This is a genomic window from Desulfoluna spongiiphila (assembly GCF_900101345.1).
GTDB classification, from domain to species: Bacteria; Desulfobacterota; Desulfobacteria; order Desulfobacterales; family Desulfolunaceae; genus Desulfoluna; species Desulfoluna spongiiphila.
In genome coordinates this window covers 34551-55750 of the sequence record NZ_FMUX01000008.1, presented here as the reverse complement: position 1 = coordinate 55750, position 21200 = coordinate 34551, and the positions used below count along the sequence as shown (strand labels likewise).

Annotated in this window: 21 protein-coding genes; 7 read left to right on the top strand and 14 right to left on the bottom strand. The window is 54.6% G+C overall.

Annotated features, from left to right (window positions below; all coding sequences use genetic code 11):
- Window positions 1–39 precede the first annotated feature (39 nt).
- Entirely contained in the window at window positions 40–810 is a 771-nt protein-coding gene (locus BLQ12_RS12080; protein ID WP_175469709.1) for a MipA/OmpV family protein, read from the bottom strand.
- Window positions 811–980: 170 nt separating this feature from the next.
- Here BLQ12_RS12080 and BLQ12_RS12075 point away from each other — a divergent pair, with 170 nt between their 5' ends.
- The 4 genes from BLQ12_RS12075 to BLQ12_RS12060 all read left to right on the top strand — a co-directional run bounded on the left by BLQ12_RS12075 (window position 981) and on the right by BLQ12_RS12060 (window position 4766).
- Complete coding sequence (locus BLQ12_RS12075; RefSeq protein ID WP_092210915.1) at window positions 981–1451, top strand: MarR family transcriptional regulator; 471 nt, start codon at window positions 981–983, stop codon at window positions 1449–1451.
- 457 nt (window positions 1452–1908) lie between these two features.
- The gene (locus BLQ12_RS12070; protein ID WP_092210914.1) at window positions 1909–2469 is read left to right on the top strand and encodes a methyltransferase domain-containing protein; all 561 of its coding nucleotides are present in this window, start codon (window positions 1909–1911) and stop codon (window positions 2467–2469) included.
- A 122-nt stretch (window positions 2470–2591) separates the two neighbouring features.
- On the top strand, window positions 2592–3047 hold the full coding sequence (locus BLQ12_RS12065) for a hypothetical protein (RefSeq protein ID WP_092210913.1): 456 nt from the start codon (window positions 2592–2594) through the stop codon (window positions 3045–3047).
- Window positions 3048–3419: 372 nt separating this feature from the next.
- Complete coding sequence (locus BLQ12_RS12060; RefSeq protein ID WP_092210912.1) at window positions 3420–4766, top strand: uroporphyrinogen decarboxylase family protein; 1347 nt, start codon at window positions 3420–3422, stop codon at window positions 4764–4766.
- Window positions 4767–4878: 112 nt separating this feature from the next.
- Here BLQ12_RS12060 and BLQ12_RS12055 read toward each other — a convergent pair whose 3' ends face one another.
- The gene (locus BLQ12_RS12055) at window positions 4879–5328 is read right to left on the bottom strand and encodes a hypothetical protein (RefSeq protein ID WP_092210911.1); all 450 of its coding nucleotides are present in this window, start codon (window positions 5326–5328) and stop codon (window positions 4879–4881) included.
- Between the two features lie 167 nt (window positions 5329–5495).
- Here BLQ12_RS12055 and BLQ12_RS12050 point away from each other — a divergent pair, with 167 nt between their 5' ends.
- Window positions 5496–7895, top strand: a complete 2400-nt coding sequence (locus BLQ12_RS12050) for a DNA polymerase II (protein ID WP_092210910.1) — start codon at window positions 5496–5498, stop codon at window positions 7893–7895.
- 5 nt (window positions 7896–7900) lie between these two features.
- On the opposite strand, the gene BLQ12_RS12045 is transcribed toward BLQ12_RS12050, so the two are convergent.
- From BLQ12_RS12045 to BLQ12_RS12010, 8 genes are all read right to left on the bottom strand, one after another.
- Entirely contained in the window at window positions 7901–8707 is an 807-nt protein-coding gene (locus BLQ12_RS12045; RefSeq protein WP_092210909.1) for a DUF3786 domain-containing protein, read from the bottom strand.
- Window positions 8708–9281: 574 nt separating this feature from the next.
- On the bottom strand, window positions 9282–10136 hold the full coding sequence (locus BLQ12_RS12040; RefSeq protein WP_175469707.1) for a LuxR C-terminal-related transcriptional regulator: 855 nt from the start codon (window positions 10134–10136) through the stop codon (window positions 9282–9284).
- Window positions 10137–10149: 13 nt separating this feature from the next.
- A complete protein-coding gene (locus BLQ12_RS12035) occupies window positions 10150–10689 on the bottom strand; it encodes a GNAT family N-acetyltransferase (RefSeq protein WP_092210907.1) in 540 nt (179 codons plus the stop codon).
- 135 nt (window positions 10690–10824) lie between these two features.
- On the bottom strand, window positions 10825–11295 hold the full coding sequence (locus tag BLQ12_RS12030) for a hypothetical protein (protein WP_092210906.1): 471 nt from the start codon (window positions 11293–11295) through the stop codon (window positions 10825–10827).
- Window positions 11296–11367: 72 nt separating this feature from the next.
- On the bottom strand, window positions 11368–12048 hold the full coding sequence (locus BLQ12_RS12025) for a TPM domain-containing protein (protein ID WP_175469705.1): 681 nt from the start codon (window positions 12046–12048) through the stop codon (window positions 11368–11370).
- 5 nt (window positions 12049–12053) lie between these two features.
- Window positions 12054–12797, bottom strand: a complete 744-nt coding sequence (locus tag BLQ12_RS12020; RefSeq protein WP_175469704.1) for a TPM domain-containing protein — start codon at window positions 12795–12797, stop codon at window positions 12054–12056.
- A gap of 487 nt (window positions 12798–13284) precedes the next feature.
- Complete coding sequence (locus tag BLQ12_RS12015) at window positions 13285–14013, bottom strand: DUF6320 domain-containing protein (RefSeq protein WP_092210903.1); 729 nt, start codon at window positions 14011–14013, stop codon at window positions 13285–13287.
- A 91-nt stretch (window positions 14014–14104) separates the two neighbouring features.
- The gene (locus BLQ12_RS12010) at window positions 14105–15388 is read right to left on the bottom strand and encodes a hypothetical protein (protein ID WP_175469703.1); all 1284 of its coding nucleotides are present in this window, start codon (window positions 15386–15388) and stop codon (window positions 14105–14107) included.
- Window positions 15389–15879: 491 nt separating this feature from the next.
- On the opposite strand from BLQ12_RS12010, the gene BLQ12_RS12005 reads away from it, so the two are divergent.
- Window positions 15880–16584, top strand: coding sequence for a Crp/Fnr family transcriptional regulator (locus tag BLQ12_RS12005; RefSeq protein WP_226860220.1), 705 nt, complete (start codon window positions 15880–15882; stop codon window positions 16582–16584).
- Window positions 16585–16660: 76 nt separating this feature from the next.
- A complete protein-coding gene (locus BLQ12_RS12000) occupies window positions 16661–17332 on the top strand; it encodes a GAF domain-containing protein (protein WP_092210900.1) in 672 nt (223 codons plus the stop codon).
- A 20-nt stretch (window positions 17333–17352) separates the two neighbouring features.
- Here the strand turns inward: BLQ12_RS12000 and BLQ12_RS11995 are convergent, their stop codons facing one another.
- The 4 genes from BLQ12_RS11995 to BLQ12_RS11980 form a co-directional block, all read right to left on the bottom strand.
- Window positions 17353–18585, bottom strand: a complete 1233-nt coding sequence (locus tag BLQ12_RS11995; protein ID WP_092210899.1) for a DUF711 family protein — start codon at window positions 18583–18585, stop codon at window positions 17353–17355.
- Window positions 18586–18609: 24 nt separating this feature from the next.
- Window positions 18610–19368 (bottom strand): hypothetical protein, encoded by a 759-nt coding sequence (locus BLQ12_RS11990; protein WP_092210898.1) that lies wholly within the window; start codon window positions 19366–19368, stop codon window positions 18610–18612.
- A 137-nt stretch (window positions 19369–19505) separates the two neighbouring features.
- Window positions 19506–20051, bottom strand: a complete 546-nt coding sequence (locus BLQ12_RS11985) for a trypsin-like peptidase domain-containing protein (RefSeq protein ID WP_092210897.1) — start codon at window positions 20049–20051, stop codon at window positions 19506–19508.
- A gap of 48 nt (window positions 20052–20099) precedes the next feature.
- Complete coding sequence (locus tag BLQ12_RS11980; protein WP_175469702.1) at window positions 20100–20996, bottom strand: DUF2628 domain-containing protein; 897 nt, start codon at window positions 20994–20996, stop codon at window positions 20100–20102.
- Window positions 20997–21200 lie beyond the last annotated feature (204 nt).

Sequence of the window (21200 nt, the reverse complement as noted above, 5' to 3'; positions counted from 1 at the left end):
GGCCGGGGACCACGGTGCCCATGTCCCCGACCCCTTTGGCTACAACAGGGTCACCACCACACCCAGGTGACCGGCCACGATGTAGTCTTCGTTGACAATGGGGCTGTTGTGGATTTCATCGCCGAAGTACTCTGCCTTGACGCCCCCCACCATTTTCAATCTGGCTGCCAGGGGTACCTCAAATGCCATGGCGACAAAACCGCTTACGTCGGCCTCTGCTTTGTATGCCTTCCGATCGTCGGTGGCCTCGTTTTCCCGCACACCGTAATAGTAGTCCACCTGTTTGCCGCTGCGCCAGGTGCTACCCACCGAAGGAATCAGGGTGAACCGATCGGTTCGAACGGGAACCATGTACGCCAGGGAGGCTTCCCCGCCGTTGTAGGTGTCCGATGCGTCCAGGCTGCCGCTGAGCTTGATGCCGCCCACGGGGCTCCAGTACGTGATGCGTGCGCCGGCTTCGATGGCCTCTTTTCGCTCGGCCATGCCTTCAAGGTAGGGGCTGTCCGATGCCTCGTACCCGTTGAGGCCGCGGGCCAGGAACACATCAAAACGGCATTGCTCGATGTTTATGATCTTCACCCCTGCTTTGATGCCTTCCACAAAAAAGCGGCGGTCTTCTCCAAAAATCAGCGGCATGGGCAGATAACGCTTGTCGTTTTCCAGGCCCTTATAAAGTCGGGAGGAGGCGGCTCCCCCAAATCCGATACTGAGTTCCCGGCCGTTCTCGGCCGCGGTGGCTCCTCCGGCCCACAATAAAATCATCAGAACAACAAGGGCGCCTCGGACAGTGTGCTTCGTTACAGCTTGCATTGCAAAATCTTCCTTTGGTGGTGTGTAGGATACATTCTTCGGTGTATGTAAAATAAGCGGGCTCGTTATATACATTCGTGTATGTATGTGTCAAGATCTCTCTTTGATCAAGATCCCGCCATGGCCTGCCGTCGGTTGACAAATAGGTTTAGTGACTATACAGTCAGGCCATGGAATCAGACTATATTTATGCAAAGTTCGCAGCCTTCGATACCATCTTTCACAAAGTGATGAACAAGATGAAGCGCATCGAACAAAAACCCCGCTATTTCGGGACGGATATTCTTCTGTACCCGTCCGAAATCCACACCATTGATGCCATCGGGAAGAATCCCGGCATCAATGTCACGGACCTTGCTGTCCTGCAGGGCGTCACAAAGGGCGCTGTCTCCCAGGTGATCCGCAAACTGGTGGACAAAGAGATGGTGGTCCGGATGAAAGATGAAAAATCGGACCGCGAGGTCCTGCTCATGCTCTCCCCTGCCGGCAAAATCGCCTACACGTCCCATCAAAAGTTTCACTCCCGTATCGACCCCATCCTTCTGGAACTCATTGAAGAGGCCGACGAAGAGAAGATTGCCTTTATGGTATCTGTCTTTAAAGCCATCGAGCGGTTTTGCGACCAGGTCCTCGAAGAATAACAACCCCTTCGTACGTGTTCCGGGCTTTCGGTTAGAACGTGCGATGCACGGGCCGACAGCCCCCTGCATTCATTAAAGCCGCACGGCCGTGCGGCGCTCCATGTGACGTGTCATTGCCGAGGATGTGCTCTGGCTTTCAGGCCGCGCCATGGCTGCTGCCTTCTTGCGGTGTGCCGACATCACTCGGGCGGTGCGGGCGATCAAGACCCCTTGCAAACAAGCCTCTTGTCTCTCTCATAAAAAAGATCCCGTAAGGGGTGGACACCCTGCTCCGCTGCGGCATGGCCGTCTCCGCCCATAGAAGCCGCACCAGAACGCAGTGCTTCGGTCGAGCCTTTGCCCCCGCGAACCAATCCGTTTGAAAAAAGTGTGTGAAATTGTATTGACAGCTTTGTTTAGGTGCTATACCTTTTGGTTAAAGTTTAGCACCTAAACCATAACATCAAGGAGCAAAGCCATGAGCGAAAGCGTATGCCCTTTCTGGGTCGGATACCTTCTCTTAAACCCACTGCGGAAAAAGCTTCAGAATCCGGAGACCCTTTTAACCCCGTATGTGAAGCCCGGCATGACCGTGGGAGACATCGGCAGTGCCATGGGATTCTTTTCCCTTCCCATGGCCGACATGGTGGGGCCCAGCGGGCGGGTGGTCTGTGTGGATATCCAGTCGAAAATGCTCAAAAAGTTAAAAAAGAGGGCCGCCAAGGCCGGGGTGGACGCTGTGATGGAGTACCGGGTCTGCTCCCGGACGTCCCTTCACCTGGAGACCCCCGGACAACCCTATGATTTCCTGCTTGCATCGGCTGTGGTCCATGAAGTCCCCGACGCGAAGGCTCTTTTTGAGGAGTCGTTTCGAGTGCTGAAACCGGGCGGGCGGCTGTTGCTCTCCGAGCCCGCCGGACATGTTTCGCAGGCAACCTTTGATCATGAGGTCTTTGTAGCAGAAGAAAGCGGATTTCATGTGATTAAAGCACTTTCAGAGCGGCGAACCCTCGGCGTCGTGCTTGAGAAACCGGCCTGAGTTTTTTTTACTTTTATTGTTTAGTACCTAAACCCATACGGGCGAAAAGAGCACCACAGCCTCTGCAATTTCAGCAATAGATATGGCAGGCGCTTTTTCCCCACAACCCACAGGAGATAAATATGAACCTGATCACAGAGTACAAACGTCCGCTTTATACCGCAGCCTTGCTGCTGCTGGCCCTTTTTACCTTTATCTCCCCTGCGTCAGCGTCAGGCCTCGATTTTCTGTTCGGTCGCAAGGCAGCCCCGGGAACGGAACTCCACGCCCTGGGGACCCAGGCCATGGAGCATAACGGTGGAGAGGCCACGTACTTTACCAACGGAAAAGGCCGCGTCCTTGAGGTGCGTGCGCGGCACACCAAGGAGGGCTTCCTTCGGGTGTCTGTCAACCGGACCTACATTCCGGAAAATTACGACGGCAGCCGGACCGCAGAATCCCTCTATCATCGACTGGCCCGCCTGGCCGAGGCCGACGGTGCGGTGAAGGCGGGACGCTATACCCTCATCGATGATAAAAATGGTTGGGAAGCGTATCGCTACGGCGACATGGTGGCCAAAGCCCTCGACAGCGAATAGCTTGCGCCCAGCGGGCCGGGGCGCGTTTTACGACGCCCCGGCCCCTTGGCATTGCCTGCCGCCATCGTACCGACGGGTATCCCTCCTTACCTGTTACGGTTACCTGATCGTGGGCAGTATTCATTGTAACGCACTGTAAGGACAGCCTGATTCGACGCCAGGAACTGGGTCGTTTTTCTGTTTGATTTTTCATAATATGGAATCATAAATAAATATTACCATATTGTGTTGAACTCTCGTCATCCACGTGCCATAGTACCGTCGTTTCAAGGGGCATCGCCCCCTCTGCCCGAACCGTTGAATCCTTCGCCGAGTGGCGTTGTGGCACCGGGTAAAAAACATGACACCCCATAGAAAACCAGGAGGATGACGATGAATGGTAAAGCCCTTATATTGAAAGCTCTCAACCACGAAGACGTTCCCCGCACGCCCTGGGTCCCCTACACCGGAGCCCAGATTGCGAACCTTAAAGGGTATGCTGCCGATGAGATGTTTCAGGACGTCGATAAACTCGTTGAGTGCCTCTTGGAAGCCGAGGCACAGTATGCCCCGGACGGGCTCCCTGTGATGTTCGACCTGCAGGTGGAGGCCGAGATCCTCGGGTGCGATCTGAAGTGGTACCCCAACACCCCGCCCACCGTCAGCAGCCATCCTTTGGCCAACGAATTTACCATCCCCACCCGCCGCCTGACCAGAGAGGATGGCCGAATTCCCATCATCATGGAGGCCACCCGGCGCCTCAAGCAGATGAAGCCCGATATTGCCCTGTACGGACTGGTCTGCGGCCCCTTTACCCTGGCGTCTCACCTGCGCGGCACCAATATTTTCATGGACATGTACACCGCCCCGGACCAGGTCAAGGAGCTGATCAACTACTGTGAAGAGGTGGTAAGCGAATACTCGGGATTTCTCGCGGAGGCGGGATGCGACGTCATCGGTGCGGTGGATCCCCTGGTCTCCCAGATCTCCCCCGCCTCTTTCGAGCAGTTCCTGAGCGAGCCCTTTGCCGCCTATTTCAAGAAATTGCGGGACCTGCAGATCCCTTCCACCTTCTTTGTGTGCGGAGACGCCACCAAAAACATCCCGGCCATGTGCGAAACCCGGCCCGATGCCATTGCCATCGACGAAAACGTGGACATCGTGGAAGCCAAGAAGGTGACCGATGAGCACGGGGTCCTGATCTCCGGCAACCTCCAGCTCACCATCACCATGCTCTTCGGGTCCCAGCAGGACAACCAGAAGGCGGCCATCGATCTTATGGATACCCTGGGCACCAGGGATTTTATCCTGGCCCCGGGGTGCGACGTGCCCTTTAACGTGCCCCCGGAGAATATCGTGGGCATCGGCATGGCCGTCAACAACAAAGAAGCGGTGAGAAAAGCCCTTGAGACCTACGTGAAAAAAGAGGATCTTCCGGAGATCGAGCTCCCCGATTACGAAAACCTTGACCACGTCCTCATCGAGGTGGTCACCATCGACGCCCAGACCTGCGCGGCCTGCGGCTACATGCTCGCCTCGGCCCAGGACGGCTCAGCGTGCTTCGGGGACAAGGTCAAGGTGGTGGAACGCTCCATCATGTATCCTGAAAATGTCTCGTTTATGGGAAAGGTGGGCCTTGAAAATGCACCGGCCATGCTCATCAACGGGGAGATCAAGCACGTCTCCCTGATCCCCACAAGCGAAACCCTTGAAGCGGAAATCAAGGCTGCCATGAAGTAAAGGGGCATCGATCCTGTTGAGGGGGGCTGCGGCAGCAGATCCCCCCTTATTCATCCAGGCGTTTTAACCCGAATATTTCATAAGAAAACGATTGGACCAAAGCAATAAAGCGTTATTCCATGCAGTTACCGTGAAATATCCGGGTTAAGGCCTCCACATCCAATACGGCCCTTCCGGAGTTCATCCCCGGAGGGTAGCTCCCCTTCCTGAATCCCTCAATCAAGAATGCCGCCTCATGGCCGACGGTCGATGGGTCGCAGTCCCTCAGTGATGAATAGATGCTGTGCACGTTGGCGCATGGTTCCCGGGAATCCAGCCGTTCCTGCAACCGGGGGATGTGTTCCTTTTTCAGCCAGGTATCCGGTACCCCTGCAACGGCAAAGGTCGGGCAGGGGTCGTTTTTTTTGATCCGTAAAAACTCCAGAAAGGCAACGGGATCCCCGTGGGCCCATTCAAAGGCATCTTCGGTGTGTTTGGACTCTGTTTTTGCAGCACACGATGCGAGCATCACCGTGAGGAGAAGAGCCGGAAGGATCAGGGAACGGCGCTTGGATAGGGACATGGTGTTTTCCTGTGTGCGTTTTTGTGTAGAACAGTTTAGTGTTGTGGGTACGCAAAGGGCCTGACACCCATGGGACACAGTCGCCCTGCCAATGCAGGCAAGGTCCAATGGACCATAGATTACAGGGAAATACAACGCCAAAGGAATGGCTTTAAAGGAACCCGTTCATGGATACGCTCAAAGGGTACATACTGACGCGCGAAGGCGTGGACACGCGTGATGCTCACTGCCTCCGGTATGTCGGAACCAGTGCCCGGGGACCCTTTGAGATCACCATCACCACCCATCGCCCCCTGTTTTTTATCCACCGGGGAATCCCGCTTCCTTCGGAGCTGCCGCCATATGAACGGCGCGCCGTGGAGCTGACCGATTTCCAGGGCCATCCGGTGGATGCCCTCTACTTTGGGAGCCGAAACGCACACTACAAAGCCCGCAAGCTCTGTGAAGAGTCAAGCGTCCAGACCTTTGAAGCGGATGTCTACCCGGAGGACCGTTATCTTATGGAGCGGTTTGTTTACGGGGGCGTCGAAATCCATGGTCCCTCACGGGTTCAGGACGGGTTGATCCGGTTTACCGATCCCACAATCCGCAAAGCAGACGCGATGCCGTCTTTTTCCGTTCTCTCCCTGGACATCGAAACAGGCCAACGCGGCGAGCTGTACTCCGTGGCCTGTCACTTTACGGCCCCGGTGACCAGGGGCGATGACGGGCTCCCGGTCTCCGAGGGCATCGTCCTGATGCTGGACGGGCAGTCCCGGCAGCAGGGAGCCGCTGCACACACCCAATGGGACAGGCTCCCGGGGTGCCCGTGCGAGGCCCTTCCCGGCGGGGGGCTGATGTACCGGTTTCCAACGGAAAAGGCCCTTCTTCAGAGCTTTTTCAGGGTGCTGAAAGGGTTTGACCCGGATATCCTCATCGGCTGGCACGTCATCGGGTTTGACCTGCTCTTCCTTGAAGGCAAGTGCAAAAAACTGGGGATTCCTTTTCTGATCGGGCGAAACCGGAAGCCGCCCAGGATACGGGAGATCCGCAAAGGCATATACCGGGTCGAGGCCTGCGGCAGGGTCGTCATCGACGGCCCCCCTGCCCTTCGGGGAGCCTTTTATTCCTTTGACAACTTCCGGCTGGAGACCGTGGCCTCAGAACTTCTCGGCACGGGAAAAGACATCGGCGACGGGGTCGACAAGGTGGCGGAGATCGAGCGCCGTTTCCGGGAAGACAAGGTGGCCCTTGCCCGTTACAACCTGTTGGACTGTACCCTGGTTACGGATATCTTCGAGAAGACGGGGCTCATTGATCACCTGTTAAAGCGGGCCATCATCAGCGGCCTTCCCATGGACAGGGTGGGCATGTCCGTGGCTGCCTTCGATTATTTTATGCTGCCCCAGATTCACCGCAAAGGGCTGGTGGCGGCCAACGTCCGGGACGTGGAGAGCGCCGGCCACGCCAAAGGGGGCTTTGTTTTCTCCAAGGAGGCGGGTTTCTACGAGCATGTGGTGGTGCTGGATTTCAAAAGCCTGTATCCGTCCATTATCAGGACCTTTCACATCGATCCCCTATCGCGTCTCCGGGCGGAGACGGCACCTTCGGGCACCCCGCCGGGAATCTTTTTTTCCCGGTCTGAGCATGTGCTCCCCGGGTACATCCAGACCCTCATGGAAAACAGGGAGCAGGCAAAAAAGGCCGGTGATCCGCACCTCTCCCAGGCCATCAAGATCTTGATGAACAGCTTCTACGGTGTCATGGGGACCCCGGGCTGTCGTTTTTACCACCCTGACCTCCCCTCTGCGGTGACGGGCACGGGCCAGTGGGTCCTGAAGACCACCCGGCGGTATCTGGAAGAGCAGGGTTATGAGGTGATCTACGGGGACACCGATTCGGTATTCGTCTGCCTGAAGGCCTCGGAAATAGCCGAGGGCGAGGTCGCCCCCCGGAATCTGGTGGCCGAGCTAAACACCTTCATGGCCCGAAAGATCGAAGAGGAGTTCGGGGTGGTCTCCCGGCTGGAGCTGGAGTTCGAAAAGCACTTTACCCGGTTTTTCCTTCCCTCCTTACGGGGCGGCGGGGAGAGCGCAAAAAAACGCTACGCCGGTACGGTGCTTACAGGCGGAAAAGAGGAGCTTGTCATCACCGGCCTGGAATTTGTGCGGTCTGACTGGACCCGTTTTGCGCGGGATCTCCAGTTTGAGCTGTTCCAGCGGATTTTTAGCGACGACGAGGTGGAGGCCTGGATCAAGCAGAAGGTGACGGACCTAAAAAACCACGTTTATGACGCGGACCTTATCTACCGCAAGCGCCTGACCAAACCTCCCGGAGAGTACACGAAAACCATCCCGCCCCACGTGAAAGCCGCCCTCCTGCTGGGTGATGCCGGTGCCAATGCCCGGGAGAGCCGCTACGTCATGACCTTACGTGGCCCCATCCCCGTAGAACTCCCCCACCCCGACCTGGACTACCCCCACTACATCGAAAAACAGCTGGTCCCCATCTTCGATGCGGTGATGATGTTCTTCGGTACCTCCTACAATGAAATCATCCACGGTCGGCAGCTCAGCCTGTTCGACTGAGTTCTCTATATACTCCAATGCCTCCGGGCGATTTTTTCGAACATCATCACAATACCGGAGGCAACCGTGTAGATGGTATCGATGCCGCCGTTCTTATCAGCGGAGGCGTCAAAGAAAAGGTGCAGGTCCGAGTCCATCCCCTCATCGGGTTTCCAGTAGCAGACAAGGATGGGCAACCTTGGAAGGGGCCGAAGCACAAGGGAGATGTCGGATTGGAATCGCTCGTCGATGGCTTCTCCATTGAAGAGAACGATCAGCTCTTCAAACAGATCGGGATATGTGTCGGCAAGGGCTTTAAAGGGAAGCTCCGAGCGTTGCACAAAGAGCCCGTTTTTTTCTCTGCCATCTTTTAGCTCCCGTAAGGGGAGCCAGTCTCCTGTGAGTTCGGCTCCTTCGCAGGAGAGAATGTACTTGAATACCATAGAGGAAATCATCGGATTAAGGTGGATATCCGAGAAGAGGTTTCCCGCGTTATCCACCGAAAGGGGCTTGCCGAAAATTCGCAGGGTGAGCTTGCCGTTTTCATAGACACCGCCCACCCGCTCGGCTGCTGCGTTGAGGTCCAATGAGGCCAGTCGCGATTTCAAGGCCTTGAAGTGTTCTTCCCGTTGTTCGTCCAGGTTTTTTCCGCCGCCCTTCTCCTTCTCTCCCCCACCATCAGGGGCAGGCTTCGCATGGGGACAGCGATCCAGGGGCTTCTGGCCCAGAAAGACCTTGGAGGCAAAGGCCAGGCAGGTGGATTCGTTGCAGTCCCGGCAGTTTGTCCTGGGCAGGAGCTTGAAAATTTCCATGGCGTTGCTGAATTGACTCATGGCACCCTCCTTATGGGATGTGTTTCTCGGCAGATACGGAGCCGTTGAAGTTGCCCTCGCTTTTATCCAATTCCATAGAAGAGACGCCATGAAAAAACATCCCCCATTTGGGGGAGACGCAACAAAAAAGAGTGTTTACTGGTGAATTCAACATAGCCTCCGGCGGCCCTGCCGGGGGCTAAACTTTTGCCTGATTTATTACAAACAGGTTTTAAAAACAGACTCCGTTTAATCTGAATCAATAGCGAATGTGATTTTCCCTGAGGACCGAAGGGGAAAGCGCATTCACGACTTGTTTTCAACGTGTTTTCCCTAAGGGTCCAGACAAAAAATAAATAGGCACATCACACATGAATGCCGATGTGGTTTAAGGCCGCCGGAAATAAATAATCATACAATATCTTGTCAGAATTTCGCTGGGATTTGACCCGAGGAACGAGGGGAAAAGCCCAGGGGAAACCAGCTTTCAAGGTGGCTCACCTTGCCGCCGGAGGCATCTTTTTTTCTCTGAGGCCTCTGTGACTAACCCGCCTTTAACCATAGAAGGCATGCTTTTTCTGTCGCCCCGGACGGATCAGATTATCTTACGATGCGCGGCCCAGACCGCGGCCTGGGTGCGGTCGCTGACGTTCAGTTTATTGAAAAGATGGGTGACGTGGCTTTTCACGGTGTGGGGGCTGATACCGAGCTCGGCAGAAATTTCCGGGTTGGTGAATCCTTTGCCCAGAAGCGCCAGAACCTCGACTTCCCTCGGGGTTAGGGCGGCCATGAGGGTCGCGTTGGCCTCATCCATGGCGCGGGGAAACTGGGGCGGAGCCTTGGGAGGGGGGACGGTCTTTTGCGGGTCGTGGGCGGTGTCCACGTCAAAGGTAATGGCGTCCACGGGGCGCCCGGCAGCATCCAGCACCGGGTAGGTCACCTGCTCACTGACAGGAGGACCGATGTGGGGACAGCGACTTGGAAGGGCTTTTTGCCTTGAGACCATGGAGGCAAAGGCAAGGCAGGTTGGAAATCCGCAGGCCTTGCAGTTGGTCAGGGGCAGGAGTTTCAAGATATCCGGGACGGCAATGTGTTTGAACACCTTGTGTTTGGGAACGATGGAGTCTCTTGTGGCCTGAATCTCATTTAAACGCGACATCATCTTGTCTCTGAAGGCTCCGGCCTCCTCCCGATCTGCAAAGGGGGTGGCAAAACAGCGGGAGGGATAGAGCACGCAGAAGACCCCGTCCATTTCAAAACGGATCAATGAAGGCGCCTCATGGAGTTCGGCCCCCGGTATGACGGCGTTGATGTAGGGAAAGAGAAAGGCAAGATCTATATCGAAAAAAAAGCCCGCCATCACCGACGCGCGTTTGATGGAACCCGGCTTGGCCATGGGGCCCTCAAGGCAGGTGAAAAAGGTGTGGTATCGGATGCGTTGTTTCGTCACGGTGGGCCGTCCCTTACTCTGTTTCGTCTTGTAACAGGCCGTAGACAACAAGGTCCCGGTAGTGATCGTAGAACTTTTCAGCCCTGCGAAGGGTCCCTTCATTTGTGAATCCAAGTCTTTCGGGGATGGCCCTGCTTTTGCTGTTTGCAACGCCACACCTGATCTCCACCTTCTGGATGTCCCAATAGTGAAATCCGAGGAGGATAAGGTCTTTGACGGCCCGGGTCATGATACCTTTACCGGTGAACTCTTCGCCCATCCAGTACCCGATCTGCCCGATGCCGTTGGTGTGGTCCAACAGGTTGTATCCGAGGACCCCTGCGATGCGCCCTTCATAGAAGATCGTCTCATGCAGGGCCAGCCCCTTGCTGAAGCGATGCAGCTGAAGGTCGAGGAACCGGCGCGTGTCCTCCGGCTTTTGGATGGAGTCGAGCCAGGGAAGCCATGTTTTCAGGTAGTCGCGGTTTGTCTCTGTCAGTTGAAACAACTCGTCGGCGAATTGCGGAACGGACAGCCGGAGTTGAAGGTGCCTGTCGATCTGTCGGTAAAACATTTTTTGGTGTGCTTTCTCTTAAATGAGGTTGTTCTGTTGCCCGGCGGCTGAACAGCAACAAGGCCGACACGAGAAGCCCCTGGCCAACGCCTCGGCCCGCGCCCACAAAGACGGTAACCCATCTGCCGTGATCTGTCATGGACCTTTCCCGCCTGCCCCGTTTGCCCAGAGAGCCAGGGTGCCGATTCCGTACACGACCCCAATGATTAAAGAGAGCACCGAGGAGACAAATACAAACACGATTCTTGTGGTCATGTCGGCCAGGTACGGATGCTCGACAAAGACAATGACAGGGATGCTGCCTATGCCCCGTGTCAGGTAAACACACGAAGTAACCACAAGGGCCGCCTTCGTAAACGGAAGGCGGCGGACATACCCGGCACCGGAAAACGCATAGAGGCCGAACATCAGAAAGATCAGGATAATCGTCAGTGTGAGGCCCATGGGAATCCATGACCCGTTTTCGGCCATGGCGGCCATGTTCTTCCCAGCACCGACGAATCGGTACCAGTCGCCTCCCCCTAAGATAATGGCGACATGCAGCGCGGCGATGGAAACGCTGCACCACCCTGCCACAACAAGGCATGGATTGCCGGGTTTTCTCATGGGTGCCTTCGTGCCTGCCCGAGGGACCTCCCAGGGCAGGCTATTAGATAAAAAAGCTCAGCACATTCACCTCTAATCGATGAGGTGAAGCGTATCGACCAGTTCATTTGTGTCCCCGGGTTGAATGGGGAAGTGGCGGGCCAGGAGCTCGCCGCAACGAAGGATGCCCTTTGTCATTCCCTTCTCGGGCCTGCCCTCTTTAAACCCGCTGATAATGATGTCGCACAGGACCGTCCAGTCTTGCTGAGAGAGTGTGGCGTTGATGGTGTCGTCTCCGACCACGTGGACCATATGCTCGTACAGGGAGACATAGATGAGGATGCCGGTGGCGTGTTCGGTTTTTCTGACTTTCAGGCGTTGAAAGGTTTCACGTGCACGGCGCTCCACTTCTTCCTGCATCTCGCGCCTTGCGATGAGGGGGAGCCTCAATATAGGGAAGTGGCTTGCCAGGGCCATGCCGATAAAAAAGGAGACGGCAAGGACCACAAGAACCGCCGCAAGGGGAAGGCCGAAAGCCGGTGATTCTCCCCATGCGTCCGCAGCAGGTGCCATGCCGTGAAGCCATCCCCAGGTGCACCCGAGCACAAGCAGGGAGAACAGAAACCCGAACAGATCCTCGGCCCGGTCGTAGCGTCCGGAGGCGCTGGCGACCACGGGAACCACCTCGGCGGATGTGGTCTTTTCCACCTCGCCGATGGCGGATTCAATGGTTCGGATTTCGTCGTCTGTAAACAGATGGGTTGCTTTTTTCATGCTGGTCACCATGATCCCGTTGCACCGCCGCCGCCGGAGGAACCACCTCCGAAGCCCCCGCCGCTGCCTGCGCTGGAGAGCATGGCTCGGATGATAAAAAAGAGAATAACACCCAGCACGCCAAGGAGGGCCCAGGCCCATCCCTTTCGCCCTGAACGAAACAGGTTGATGATCATGATCACCACAAGGACAAGGCCCCCTGCCACTGCGGGAAAAACCCACCAGGGACTTTTGGGCTTGGGCAGGGCAAGGCCCCGGGCCATGGCATCAAGGCCACGCACCCCGTCGGCAATCCCGGTGGCGTAATCGCCGCGCTTAAACGCGGGGATGATGAGTTCGTTCATGACCTGTCGGGCCTGATAGTCGTAGCCGCCGCCCCAGTCGGCCCCCAGCTCGATGCGGGCCTTGCGGTCTCCCTGGGAGACGAGCAGCAGGATTCCGTAATTGCGGTCCTGCGAGCCAATGCCCCAGTGGTCGAAGAGATCCGCGGCATACTCTTCGATTCGCATGGTCACGGCATCGTAGCTGGCAAGAGAGGAGATGGTGACCACATAGAGCGGGATCCTCTCTTCTGCAAGGAGGGCCGATGCCGCCTCATCGATTCGGGTCCCTGATTCGGCATCGATCAATCCTGCCTCGTCCACGTAGAAGTGCTCCGAGGTCGGTTTTTCAGGAAAAGAGGCGGCGAAGGCCCATAGGGGCATCAGCAGCAGAATCGCCACCCATGTGAAACATCGTTTTTTGTTCATGGCTGGTTTCCCTTTGGGGATGGTCATAAATGATGCGTCTGACAGTTAGATGAGTAGCAGATATTTATCCGGATAACCACACGATTTTACAGCCATGGTCGTGTCAACGGAATACCGGCTCAGATCGTGGCAGGCGGGACGGTCGCGATTCGCTGCGGTACAGGTCCCTTGGGCAAAGGCCCGTGTGAGCCGTTGGCACCTGCCATTGGCGTGGGACAGAGCCAAGGGCTGAGGGCGCAGAAAGAACCTGTCCCTCTTTGTTGTTGTCACTATTCAGCTCCAAAAAGCAGCCTCCGGCGGCAAGGTGTGCCACCTTGAAAGCAGGTTGCGGATGCGCTTTGCCCCTCGTCCCTCGGGCCAAAGCGCATCCGCCTTTAAAACGAAATGCATTCAAGCAGTTTTTTTAAGACCTGTTTGTTAAACTTTTTAAAAGTTTAGCCCCCGGCAGGTCCGCCGGAGGCATAAGCTGAATAGTTACCCCTCTTTTTTAGATATGAAGTTTTTTCTTGATTTTGCTTCTCAATCGTTCCGGCAGTTTCAGGTAGAGGCCGAGCAGGAGGCAGGCAAGGGTCATGAGCGGGATAAAAACGATGACAGACCAGGACAGGGCCACGGCACCCGTGAGGTGAAGGTCGATAATCAGCTCAATGGCCGGGCAGAAAATCGAAACGCAGGTACACAGATAGATGGGGATGACCACGTATTGGTTTTTGTGCCTGAACCGCCTGTAGATCCGTATTACGGCCAGGGCCATGGCCGTTGCAAGGACGATCAGCGGCACGCCGATGCCCCGTGCCCAGGTTATCTGGCTGTCCATGGCATCGATTCCCGTGACAAGCAGGGCGCTGACAATGCCGAATCCCATGATCGTATGGTTGATGCCGGGGACATACCCAAGGATAAGCAGGGCGTAAAACCAGGCGGATACGACGCCGACAACTCCGTACTGGATGGACATGCTCTGCATATGAAGAAACGAATGAAGAAAGCCAAGGGTAAAAAGAGCACAGGCGACAACCAGGGTCACGCTGAAGAAAATCTGGTTTTTGAGTCGCCTCAGCTTTTTTCCGTAGATGTTTGCGGGGGCGGGAAATGTTTCATCCGCCCTCCCCTTTCCATCGTTTATTCCTTCAATGATAGGTATCTCCTGATCGCATAACGGGCAGCTTCGCACGACCGACTCCACTTCCACCCCGCATCCCGGGCAATATGGCATGATGATCTCCCTTACGGCTGAAGGAAAAAAGCCTGTGCCATGCCTTTTTCCTTCGTGTTGTTGCGTGTTTCGGCAGAAAAGCAAAGGGCCTTTATACCAAAGCGTTTGTCTCTATTTTGACGCGGATGCCCATCTTTCTGATCTTTCGAAAAAAATACCGCTCAATGATTTTATCCTCGGTGAGGCTCCCGAACGTCACATAGACCTTCCCCGCATAGGATACAATACCGATTTTGACTACATTCTGCTTTCCCGGCGGGGGGTAAAATTCAAATCGCTCCACAAAGGGAGCCAGCCCGTCGGGCAGGATGATGTTGCCGAGATTGGAGATGCTGCTCGTGTTGTTTTTTTCGCCGAACTCCCTGAAAATCAGTCGCGTCACCAATTTTTTGACGTACAGGGGCATGAGCCGGACCATCAGGGGCATTTCCGGCTTTACGTTTCGGCAGATGAGCTGCCTTAAATACTGTGTGGTGGCCATCATTCCCATGGCGTGCTTCACCTGCGCCAGGATTTCCTCAAAGGAGAAATGCCCCAGCCGGAAATCCAGGGACGGGGTGATGCTTACAAAAAAATTGCGCATGGTCCTGGAGGGAAAGAGTCGCCGCAGGTTCACCGGTACGTTAAGGACCACCGGACTGGGGTTCTTCTCCCCTGATACCTTAAGATACTGCTGGACGGCATCAAAATAAAGGGCCGTGAAATAATGCGTTACGGTGGCCCCATGGCGTTTGGATACCTCAAGGATCTCTTCGGTTTTCATGATCCCGGTGACAATGGAATATTCACCCTTGGGCAGGAGCTCAAAGGGAAAGAGATACGCCCTGCTCACCTGATGGGGCTGGGGGATATTTTTTTGGTAATAGGCGCGGAAAGAGTCTTCAAATTCTTCCGGGTCCGGCTCATCACCGGCATGGCATATCGTGTCGTCCCGGGCAAAGGAGACTCCGGCGATCCGTGCGTATTCTGCGACGAGTGATTTCAGAAACTCAAGGGCCCCGGTTCCGTCCGTCACGCTGTGGGAGATCTCAAGGCTGATCCGACGATTGAAATAAAGGACCCGAAAAGGAAACACCCCCCGCTTTTTGTACATCAGGAACATGCAGGGATAAAAGATCTCCTCCTCCACCCGGGGCTGCTCGTGGGACCGTTCGAAATAGTACCAGAAAAGGCCCCGTTTAAGGGTGACCTGAAAATAGGGAAACCGCGGGATGACGGCATCCAGGGCGTCCTGCAGCAGGCTCTTGTCCACGGGGGCCACAAGGGTCGCCGAGACCCTGAAGACCGTCGAAATTCGTGTCGAGGTGATGGAGGGGAATAATTTTCCGGCGTTATCCAGTCGATACCACGACTTGTCGGCGTCCTGTCGTTTCATTTTCTCTCGGCTTTGGACCGGGGTGTCAAGCAGGCTCATGGGCTCCCGTGTTGTTGAAAATCTGTTTATGCCCCAGGAGTCTTTTACGGCTCCCGACCGGATTGCCGGTGGCTGGCAATAGCACATTGTCAGTAGTAGGATATGGCTGTTTTGTCAATTGTTCTGACGTAGGCCGTGAGATTTTTTGACTGGCGGTCAGACAGGCCGTGATACCCCGTATACGGATCTGAACTGAAAGGGTATACACACCCCGTAAGCTGTCTATGACCCCGTCAAACGGGGCCCTGCGCTGCCACGTCCCCTTGCCTCATGGGGGCAATCCCTGTATTGGAATATGTCCGTGGTATAAAAAATGCATCATGTCTCCTTTTCTCACCTGATATGTTTTTCGCTCGGTTTGTAGCCGCTGCTACAGACAAGAGCTATCTTCTATACTTAATAGAAGCACCATCATTATCTACAATCCAGGTGGAGTAAGAAAGGGTTGAATCGTGTGTCGTGCTAAACAAATTGCAGGTAATGATATCAACGAACTATCAATAGATTTTAATTTTGAAAACACATATTCGCCAGAGTTTGAGGCCTTTATCGTCAAGGCAAGGAAAAAACGAGCGTCAAAAGGAGATACCCTGTTCCGTCAGGGAGCTGCGGCAGAGGAGCTTTTTCTAATTACCGCCGGACGCGTCAAGCTGAACAAGGTGTTTGAAGATGGCAATGAATTGACGCTTGAGATGCGGAAATCCGGGGATTTTGTCGGGGAAAATATTTTTCTTGCCGGGGCACAGTACCCCGTCACGGCCTATTGCATGGAAGATACGACCACGTGCGGTTTCAGCAAAACCGAGTTTGAACAGCTCATCCTGGATTACCCCAAGATAGGCCTGCAGGTGATCAAAAACATGAGCGAACGAATCTCATGGCTGACCCGGCGCGTGAGGAGCCTGTCCCTGCCCAATATTGAGGATCGTCTTTTTCATGTGCTCTTTAATATTGCCAAAGAGCACGGCACACAGAGTCCCAAGGGGATCATCATCAAATTCCCGCTGACCCATGAAGAGCTGTCGATTTTAACCGGTGCCCATCGGGTGAGCATTACCCGTGCCATGAAGGTGTTGAAACGAACCGGTAAAATCATATCCGAAGATCGTAAACTTATCCTTCCGATGGTCACAGAGACCCCGGGAGTCCACCCATGATCCTTCAGGGATACGTGCGGGTCGTACCGCATCAACGCGCCACAGGGGTCGGAATTGAAGCAAGGCGAAGACAAGGATGATGAAGCAAATCCACGTTCCCGAGCACATCAAAAAAATCTGGCAGGAGATGACCGACCTCATAACCGAAATCACGGGGGCTCCAGTGGCCCTTGTCATGCGGTTTTCCGACCCGTGCATCGATGTGTTTGTCTCAAGCATCGGCACACACAACCCCTATTCTCCCGGGGAGACGCAGGTACTCAACAACTCAGGGCTGTACTGCGAGACCGTCATTAAAACACAGGAGACGCTCATCGTCTGTAATGCCTTAAATGACGAGAGGTGGCAGGCCAGTCCGGCATTTAACCGGGACATGGTCTCTTATCTTGGATACCCGGTGCTGCTTCCCAACGGGGACATTTACGGGACCCTTTGTGTTCTGGACAGGGTCAGCAAGGGCTACTCCGAGTCCGTACGGCATCTTCTTCAGCATTTCTGCAAGTTGATGGAATCCCACCTTGAGCTTCTCTGTGTCAACCACGCCCTGGTGGAAAAAAACCGGGAGATCAACCGGAGCCTCAGCCAGCGCCGGGAGCTCCGAGGGTTTATCACCATGTGTGCCAACTGCAAAAGCATCAAAGATACCCAGGGCAATTGGCAGGACATCGAATCGTTTCATCCCGAGGCCAACTTCAGCCACGGCATCTGCCCTTCATGCCGTCGTGTGTTGTACCCCTATCTAAAATGATTGCTCGTGAAATCTCCGGGCTAAGGCACCGCAAGGACGGCGCAGTTGCAAAGGTCACTGCTTTCAAAGGCCGTCATGTCCCCTGCGCTGAGTCCCGGAACCGGGAAAAGACGAACGGTCAGGGGTTTGTTCAGGCGGAAGGCCATGGTCCCGGTGTCCCTCATCAGGGCTGCGATTTTATGGGCGGGGGTGTCGCCGGGGATGGGGACCGTATCCAGGCCGATACCGCACACCGAGCTGTAGGTTAAAAGAGACCTGATATCAAACTGCGAATGGACGGTCCCCTGCGCAAGGCCGGTGTCTTCCGTCAAGGCAAGCATGAGGCCGGAAAATCCGACAAGATCCACACCCTCAATGGATTTAAACACCCGGGTCAAAAGAGCCGACGCCTCAACGGTACCCGAGGCACCGAAGTAGGCGACCCCCATCTCTTCATAGACCTCTGCCATACTGGCACAGTTTTTTGACGGTGCCGCCGAGCTGTCAAATCCGGAAAAAGCAAAGCCGGCATCGATGCCTGATCGGTGGATGATGCCCTGTATTGCCGAGATGTGGTGTTGGAGTGCGTTGCCCATGGCCCGGTGGTAATTCTTGAATCGGGCGTTGTGTGAGGTGCATTCTGCACCGCTGTTGACCTCTTTTAAAACGCTTACGAGAAGATCCGGTGTTTCGAGCCCGATCACAAAACGGTCCCCGAGCTCTGCGTGATGATAACTCGCAGGAAAGTAGGGAATCAGCGGGTCGCAGTTGAAGTTCACCGTAAAGTTGAAGTTTCCCTCTCCCCGCGGGGTGAGTTTGCTGATTTTGATGACCGCCTCGGCCGACAGGTCAATCAACTCACTGTCTAAGATGCCGAAGTCGTCGAGCCCGACGTTTACGCAGACATTGCAGAGGTCCCCGAACGCCTTCACCAGCTCGGGAAGCATCGCGATTTCCCCTTTGGTCCGGGCCTCGCCGGTGGCAAACCGGACTCTGGGGCCGGTGGCATCGGAGGCGCTCAGCAGGCCGCTGAGATATGTAAGGTCATCCCTGGCACTTTCAAGGCTGTCGGTGTTGAGGTAATCGCCAAAGGGGTTGGTGACGATCCGTATGGATTGGACGGTGTACCCGTTTTCCAAAAACTCCCGGGACAGTTCGGCGCAAAAGCGGGATGCCCTGCCGATCTCTTTTTTCCAGGCGCTTTTGTCACGGTCCAGGGAGAGGAAGGTGGTGATGGTTCGGACTCTGCACAGTGCTTTGTTTTGATACGTCATATGGTGTTTGCTTTTTCTTTTGGGTTATTCCGGGGTGTAATTAAAATCCATGATGAAGGCATGTTCTGATGACTTCGAGGAGGTGTAGAGGTCATTGAGGACCTCCCGCGACGAAAAGATGTCGGGCTGGGTTGCTTTAATGGCCGCCCCGATGAAGTCAAAGGCCCCTGCTCCGGCCTTGGTCTTGCCGCTTAAAACGGTTTTGACAAGGCCAAAGGGGACGTCGGGATCGTACATATTCACCTGGGTCATGTCCGCATCCACGGTTCCGAAAAACGGGTCGCCGGAGTGATGGACCATCTGCTGGGTCTGGATGTATTTGACTGTGTAGCTTCTCCCCTTGGCCTCAAAGCGCTGTGGCACCGCGCACCGCTCAAAGGTGAGACGGCGGAAGTAGCCTGTCTCCGGGTTCTCCCCTTCCACCTTCAACGGGGTAATCTCTCCTTTGTATTCGAGTTGTGCCTTGATGACGATCCCGTCATCCGTGACCCAGTACAGCTTTCTGAAATTCAGCATTTTTCGGTTTTCAGGTTCCAGGGCCACCATGTTCACGCCCTCTTCCCGGGAGATGAGGGTGACCCGGCTCCCGTTGCCCTTCATGTGCTCGTTGTCCGAGGTGTAAAAGGCCGTATCGCCCACTTTGGGCTCCGGGTGGATATAAAACCGTTCGCAGACCGGCTCTTCTTTCATGTTTGAGACCACGTAGCCCTGCAGAAGGGGCATGCAGCCGGTGAGGGAGACCAGGGAAAAAATCGTAAAACTTAAGAAAACAGATCGTAACATGAACTCTCCTGCACAAGGGGGTGGGCAACATAGCTTGTTTCACTTATGGCGAAAGTACCTGAAAAAAACAAGCCTGACCGTCGGACCACGCTGAGCAACCTTGAATGTATCATTACCGTCACAGTGTGTTCCATGGATTAATAAGCAGATTGTTTGATCAATGCCCGAATCGTTGTGGCTGGCGTTCCGATAACAAGCAGTTTGACTTTGGTATTGACCCCTGCAACATTCATCGCCATGATTTCACCCTTCCCGTTCAGCATCGGAGCCCCGCTGGTAGCCGTAAGGTCAAGTGTTGAGTCTTCAAAAACATACGTTATTGAGTGTTCATTAACCGCGACTACACAGGCCGGGTATAGCTTTTTTTCAGGGTTTCTATTGAGTACGTGGGCAAGCATCCAAATTTTTTCAAGTCTGCGCGGTAACCGTTCAGCCAGGGGCAGGACAGGTACTTCAGGGGCATCATCGGTCAAGGGGAAGACAGCCAGATCATGCCCGGCGCCATGTTCATCAAAGGCGTGCGCACCAAATATCGGAAGGACATCGGACGTCTCTACCTGCAAAAATGAAGCCCCTATAGATCGTGCCGAAACTTTTCGAATTAAGCCAGGCACCTCATCCCATGGATACGTTTGCTCAAATCCTCCGGCAGGACCGAATAGATGGTGTGCCGTGACCAGCATGGTGCCGCCAGCTTCAGGCAAGCAGATAACATATGCACTTCCCGCCTCTTAGATCCCTTCTGTGGTATGGAACGTCGGACGCAGTACCGCATTTGTATCAATCTTCCACAGGGTCGTTTCAGCCCCTGAGTTCATGAGTTTCGGAATGACCACGGCAAGAAAGATGAGCACCATCAAAGCCAATGCAATGCATGCCGGTACTTTATAAGTGACGCCACCTTCCTCAGATAATGTTGGGCCGATATCACCCGTAGGACTTTCCATGCGCAGCTTGTGAATTTTTTTCTTTGCATGCCTGTAATATAGAAAATTTGCCGAAACGCCAATACCGATATGAAAGGGAAGGGTTAAGATCGGTGCCAATGCGCTAACGAGAATTCCTGCGCCAATCGAAACAAGCGCCCAAACATAAAGCTTGCGATAGAAAAACCACCATGCAGTTAAAAAAAAGGCTGGCCAGTTCCAGCTTATGACGTATGCCCCTTCATTTTCATCGAACCTCGCAAATAGTTCCATGTATCTCTGTCTGTTTTTATCAACATATTGAGACAGGTCGTTTTGGTAAGTGTGCTGTGATGGGCGCGAGGGCCTTGCAACCGAGTTCGAGTAAGGTTTATCTGTCATATGGTTTGCATGGTTTGGCTGCACGATCCCACACACACTGCATTCAGGAGCATCTTTCTTATCTGCGACGGGTAGCCCAGGTATGGAGCCATCCTGCCTGGTCAATTTGCAATCAGCACCGGCTTCCTCAAGAAGGCGCATCAACATGAGACCCTTTTTATGATCGATATTTTTTTTGATGGTGATGGCGTTCCCTGATAGAAACCACTCCGTTTTTTCAGGTGTGATTTTAAAAAGAACGGCCAGGTTGTCTCTTACCTCCTCATGATCCCACCCGGGAATGACTCTACCGTTTAGCACTACATTGTATACCTCAGTCATCGATTCCATCTCAGTTTGGTTAGAGTTCGATTATCTATTTAGGACAGGTCTGAAAACAAGTACACTTTCGATTCGGAAATTGTTGGCATTCATCGTGTGAGAACTATTTGAAACGGGGATGACCGGAAGAGAGAGCAAGGGCAATGGAGCGCACACCAAAATTCCGAAATAACCATGAATCACATCCACGCTGCAATACGCCAT

Coding starts and splice junctions, on each gene's coding strand:
- BLQ12_RS12010 (WP_175469703.1), bottom strand. CDS start 15,388: ATGAAACGACAGGACGCCGACAAGTCGTGGTATCGACTGGATAACGCC.
- BLQ12_RS12030 (WP_092210906.1), bottom strand. CDS start 11,295: ATGAGAAAACCCGGCAATCCATGCCTTGTTGTGGCAGGGTGGTGCAGC.
- BLQ12_RS11995 (WP_092210899.1), bottom strand. CDS start 18,585: ATGACGTATCAAAACAAAGCACTGTGCAGAGTCCGAACCATCACCACC.
- BLQ12_RS11980 (WP_175469702.1), bottom strand. CDS start 20,996: ATGACTGAGGTATACAATGTAGTGCTAAACGGTAGAGTCATTCCCGGG.
- BLQ12_RS12065 (WP_092210913.1), top strand. CDS start 2,592: ATGAACCTGATCACAGAGTACAAACGTCCGCTTTATACCGCAGCCTTG.
- BLQ12_RS12060 (WP_092210912.1), top strand. CDS start 3,420: ATGAATGGTAAAGCCCTTATATTGAAAGCTCTCAACCACGAAGACGTT.
- BLQ12_RS11990 (WP_092210898.1), bottom strand. CDS start 19,368: ATGTTACGATCTGTTTTCTTAAGTTTTACGATTTTTTCCCTGGTCTCC.
- BLQ12_RS12035 (WP_092210907.1), bottom strand. CDS start 10,689: ATGTTTTACCGACAGATCGACAGGCACCTTCAACTCCGGCTGTCCGTT.
- BLQ12_RS12020 (WP_175469704.1), bottom strand. CDS start 12,797: ATGAACAAAAAACGATGTTTCACATGGGTGGCGATTCTGCTGCTGATG.
- BLQ12_RS11985 (WP_092210897.1), bottom strand. CDS start 20,051: ATGCTGGTCACGGCACACCATCTATTCGGTCCTGCCGGAGGATTTGAG.
- BLQ12_RS12015 (WP_092210903.1), bottom strand. CDS start 14,013: ATGCCATATTGCCCGGGATGCGGGGTGGAAGTGGAGTCGGTCGTGCGA.
- BLQ12_RS12055 (WP_092210911.1), bottom strand. CDS start 5,328: ATGTCCCTATCCAAGCGCCGTTCCCTGATCCTTCCGGCTCTTCTCCTC.
- BLQ12_RS12080 (WP_175469709.1), bottom strand. CDS start 810: ATGCAAGCTGTAACGAAGCACACTGTCCGAGGCGCCCTTGTTGTTCTG.
- BLQ12_RS12000 (WP_092210900.1), top strand. CDS start 16,661: ATGATGAAGCAAATCCACGTTCCCGAGCACATCAAAAAAATCTGGCAG.
- BLQ12_RS12050 (WP_092210910.1), top strand. CDS start 5,496: ATGGATACGCTCAAAGGGTACATACTGACGCGCGAAGGCGTGGACACG.
- BLQ12_RS12045 (WP_092210909.1), bottom strand. CDS start 8,707: ATGAGTCAATTCAGCAACGCCATGGAAATTTTCAAGCTCCTGCCCAGG.
- BLQ12_RS12025 (WP_175469705.1), bottom strand. CDS start 12,048: ATGAAAAAAGCAACCCATCTGTTTACAGACGACGAAATCCGAACCATT.
- BLQ12_RS12075 (WP_092210915.1), top strand. CDS start 981: ATGGAATCAGACTATATTTATGCAAAGTTCGCAGCCTTCGATACCATC.
- BLQ12_RS12070 (WP_092210914.1), top strand. CDS start 1,909: ATGAGCGAAAGCGTATGCCCTTTCTGGGTCGGATACCTTCTCTTAAAC.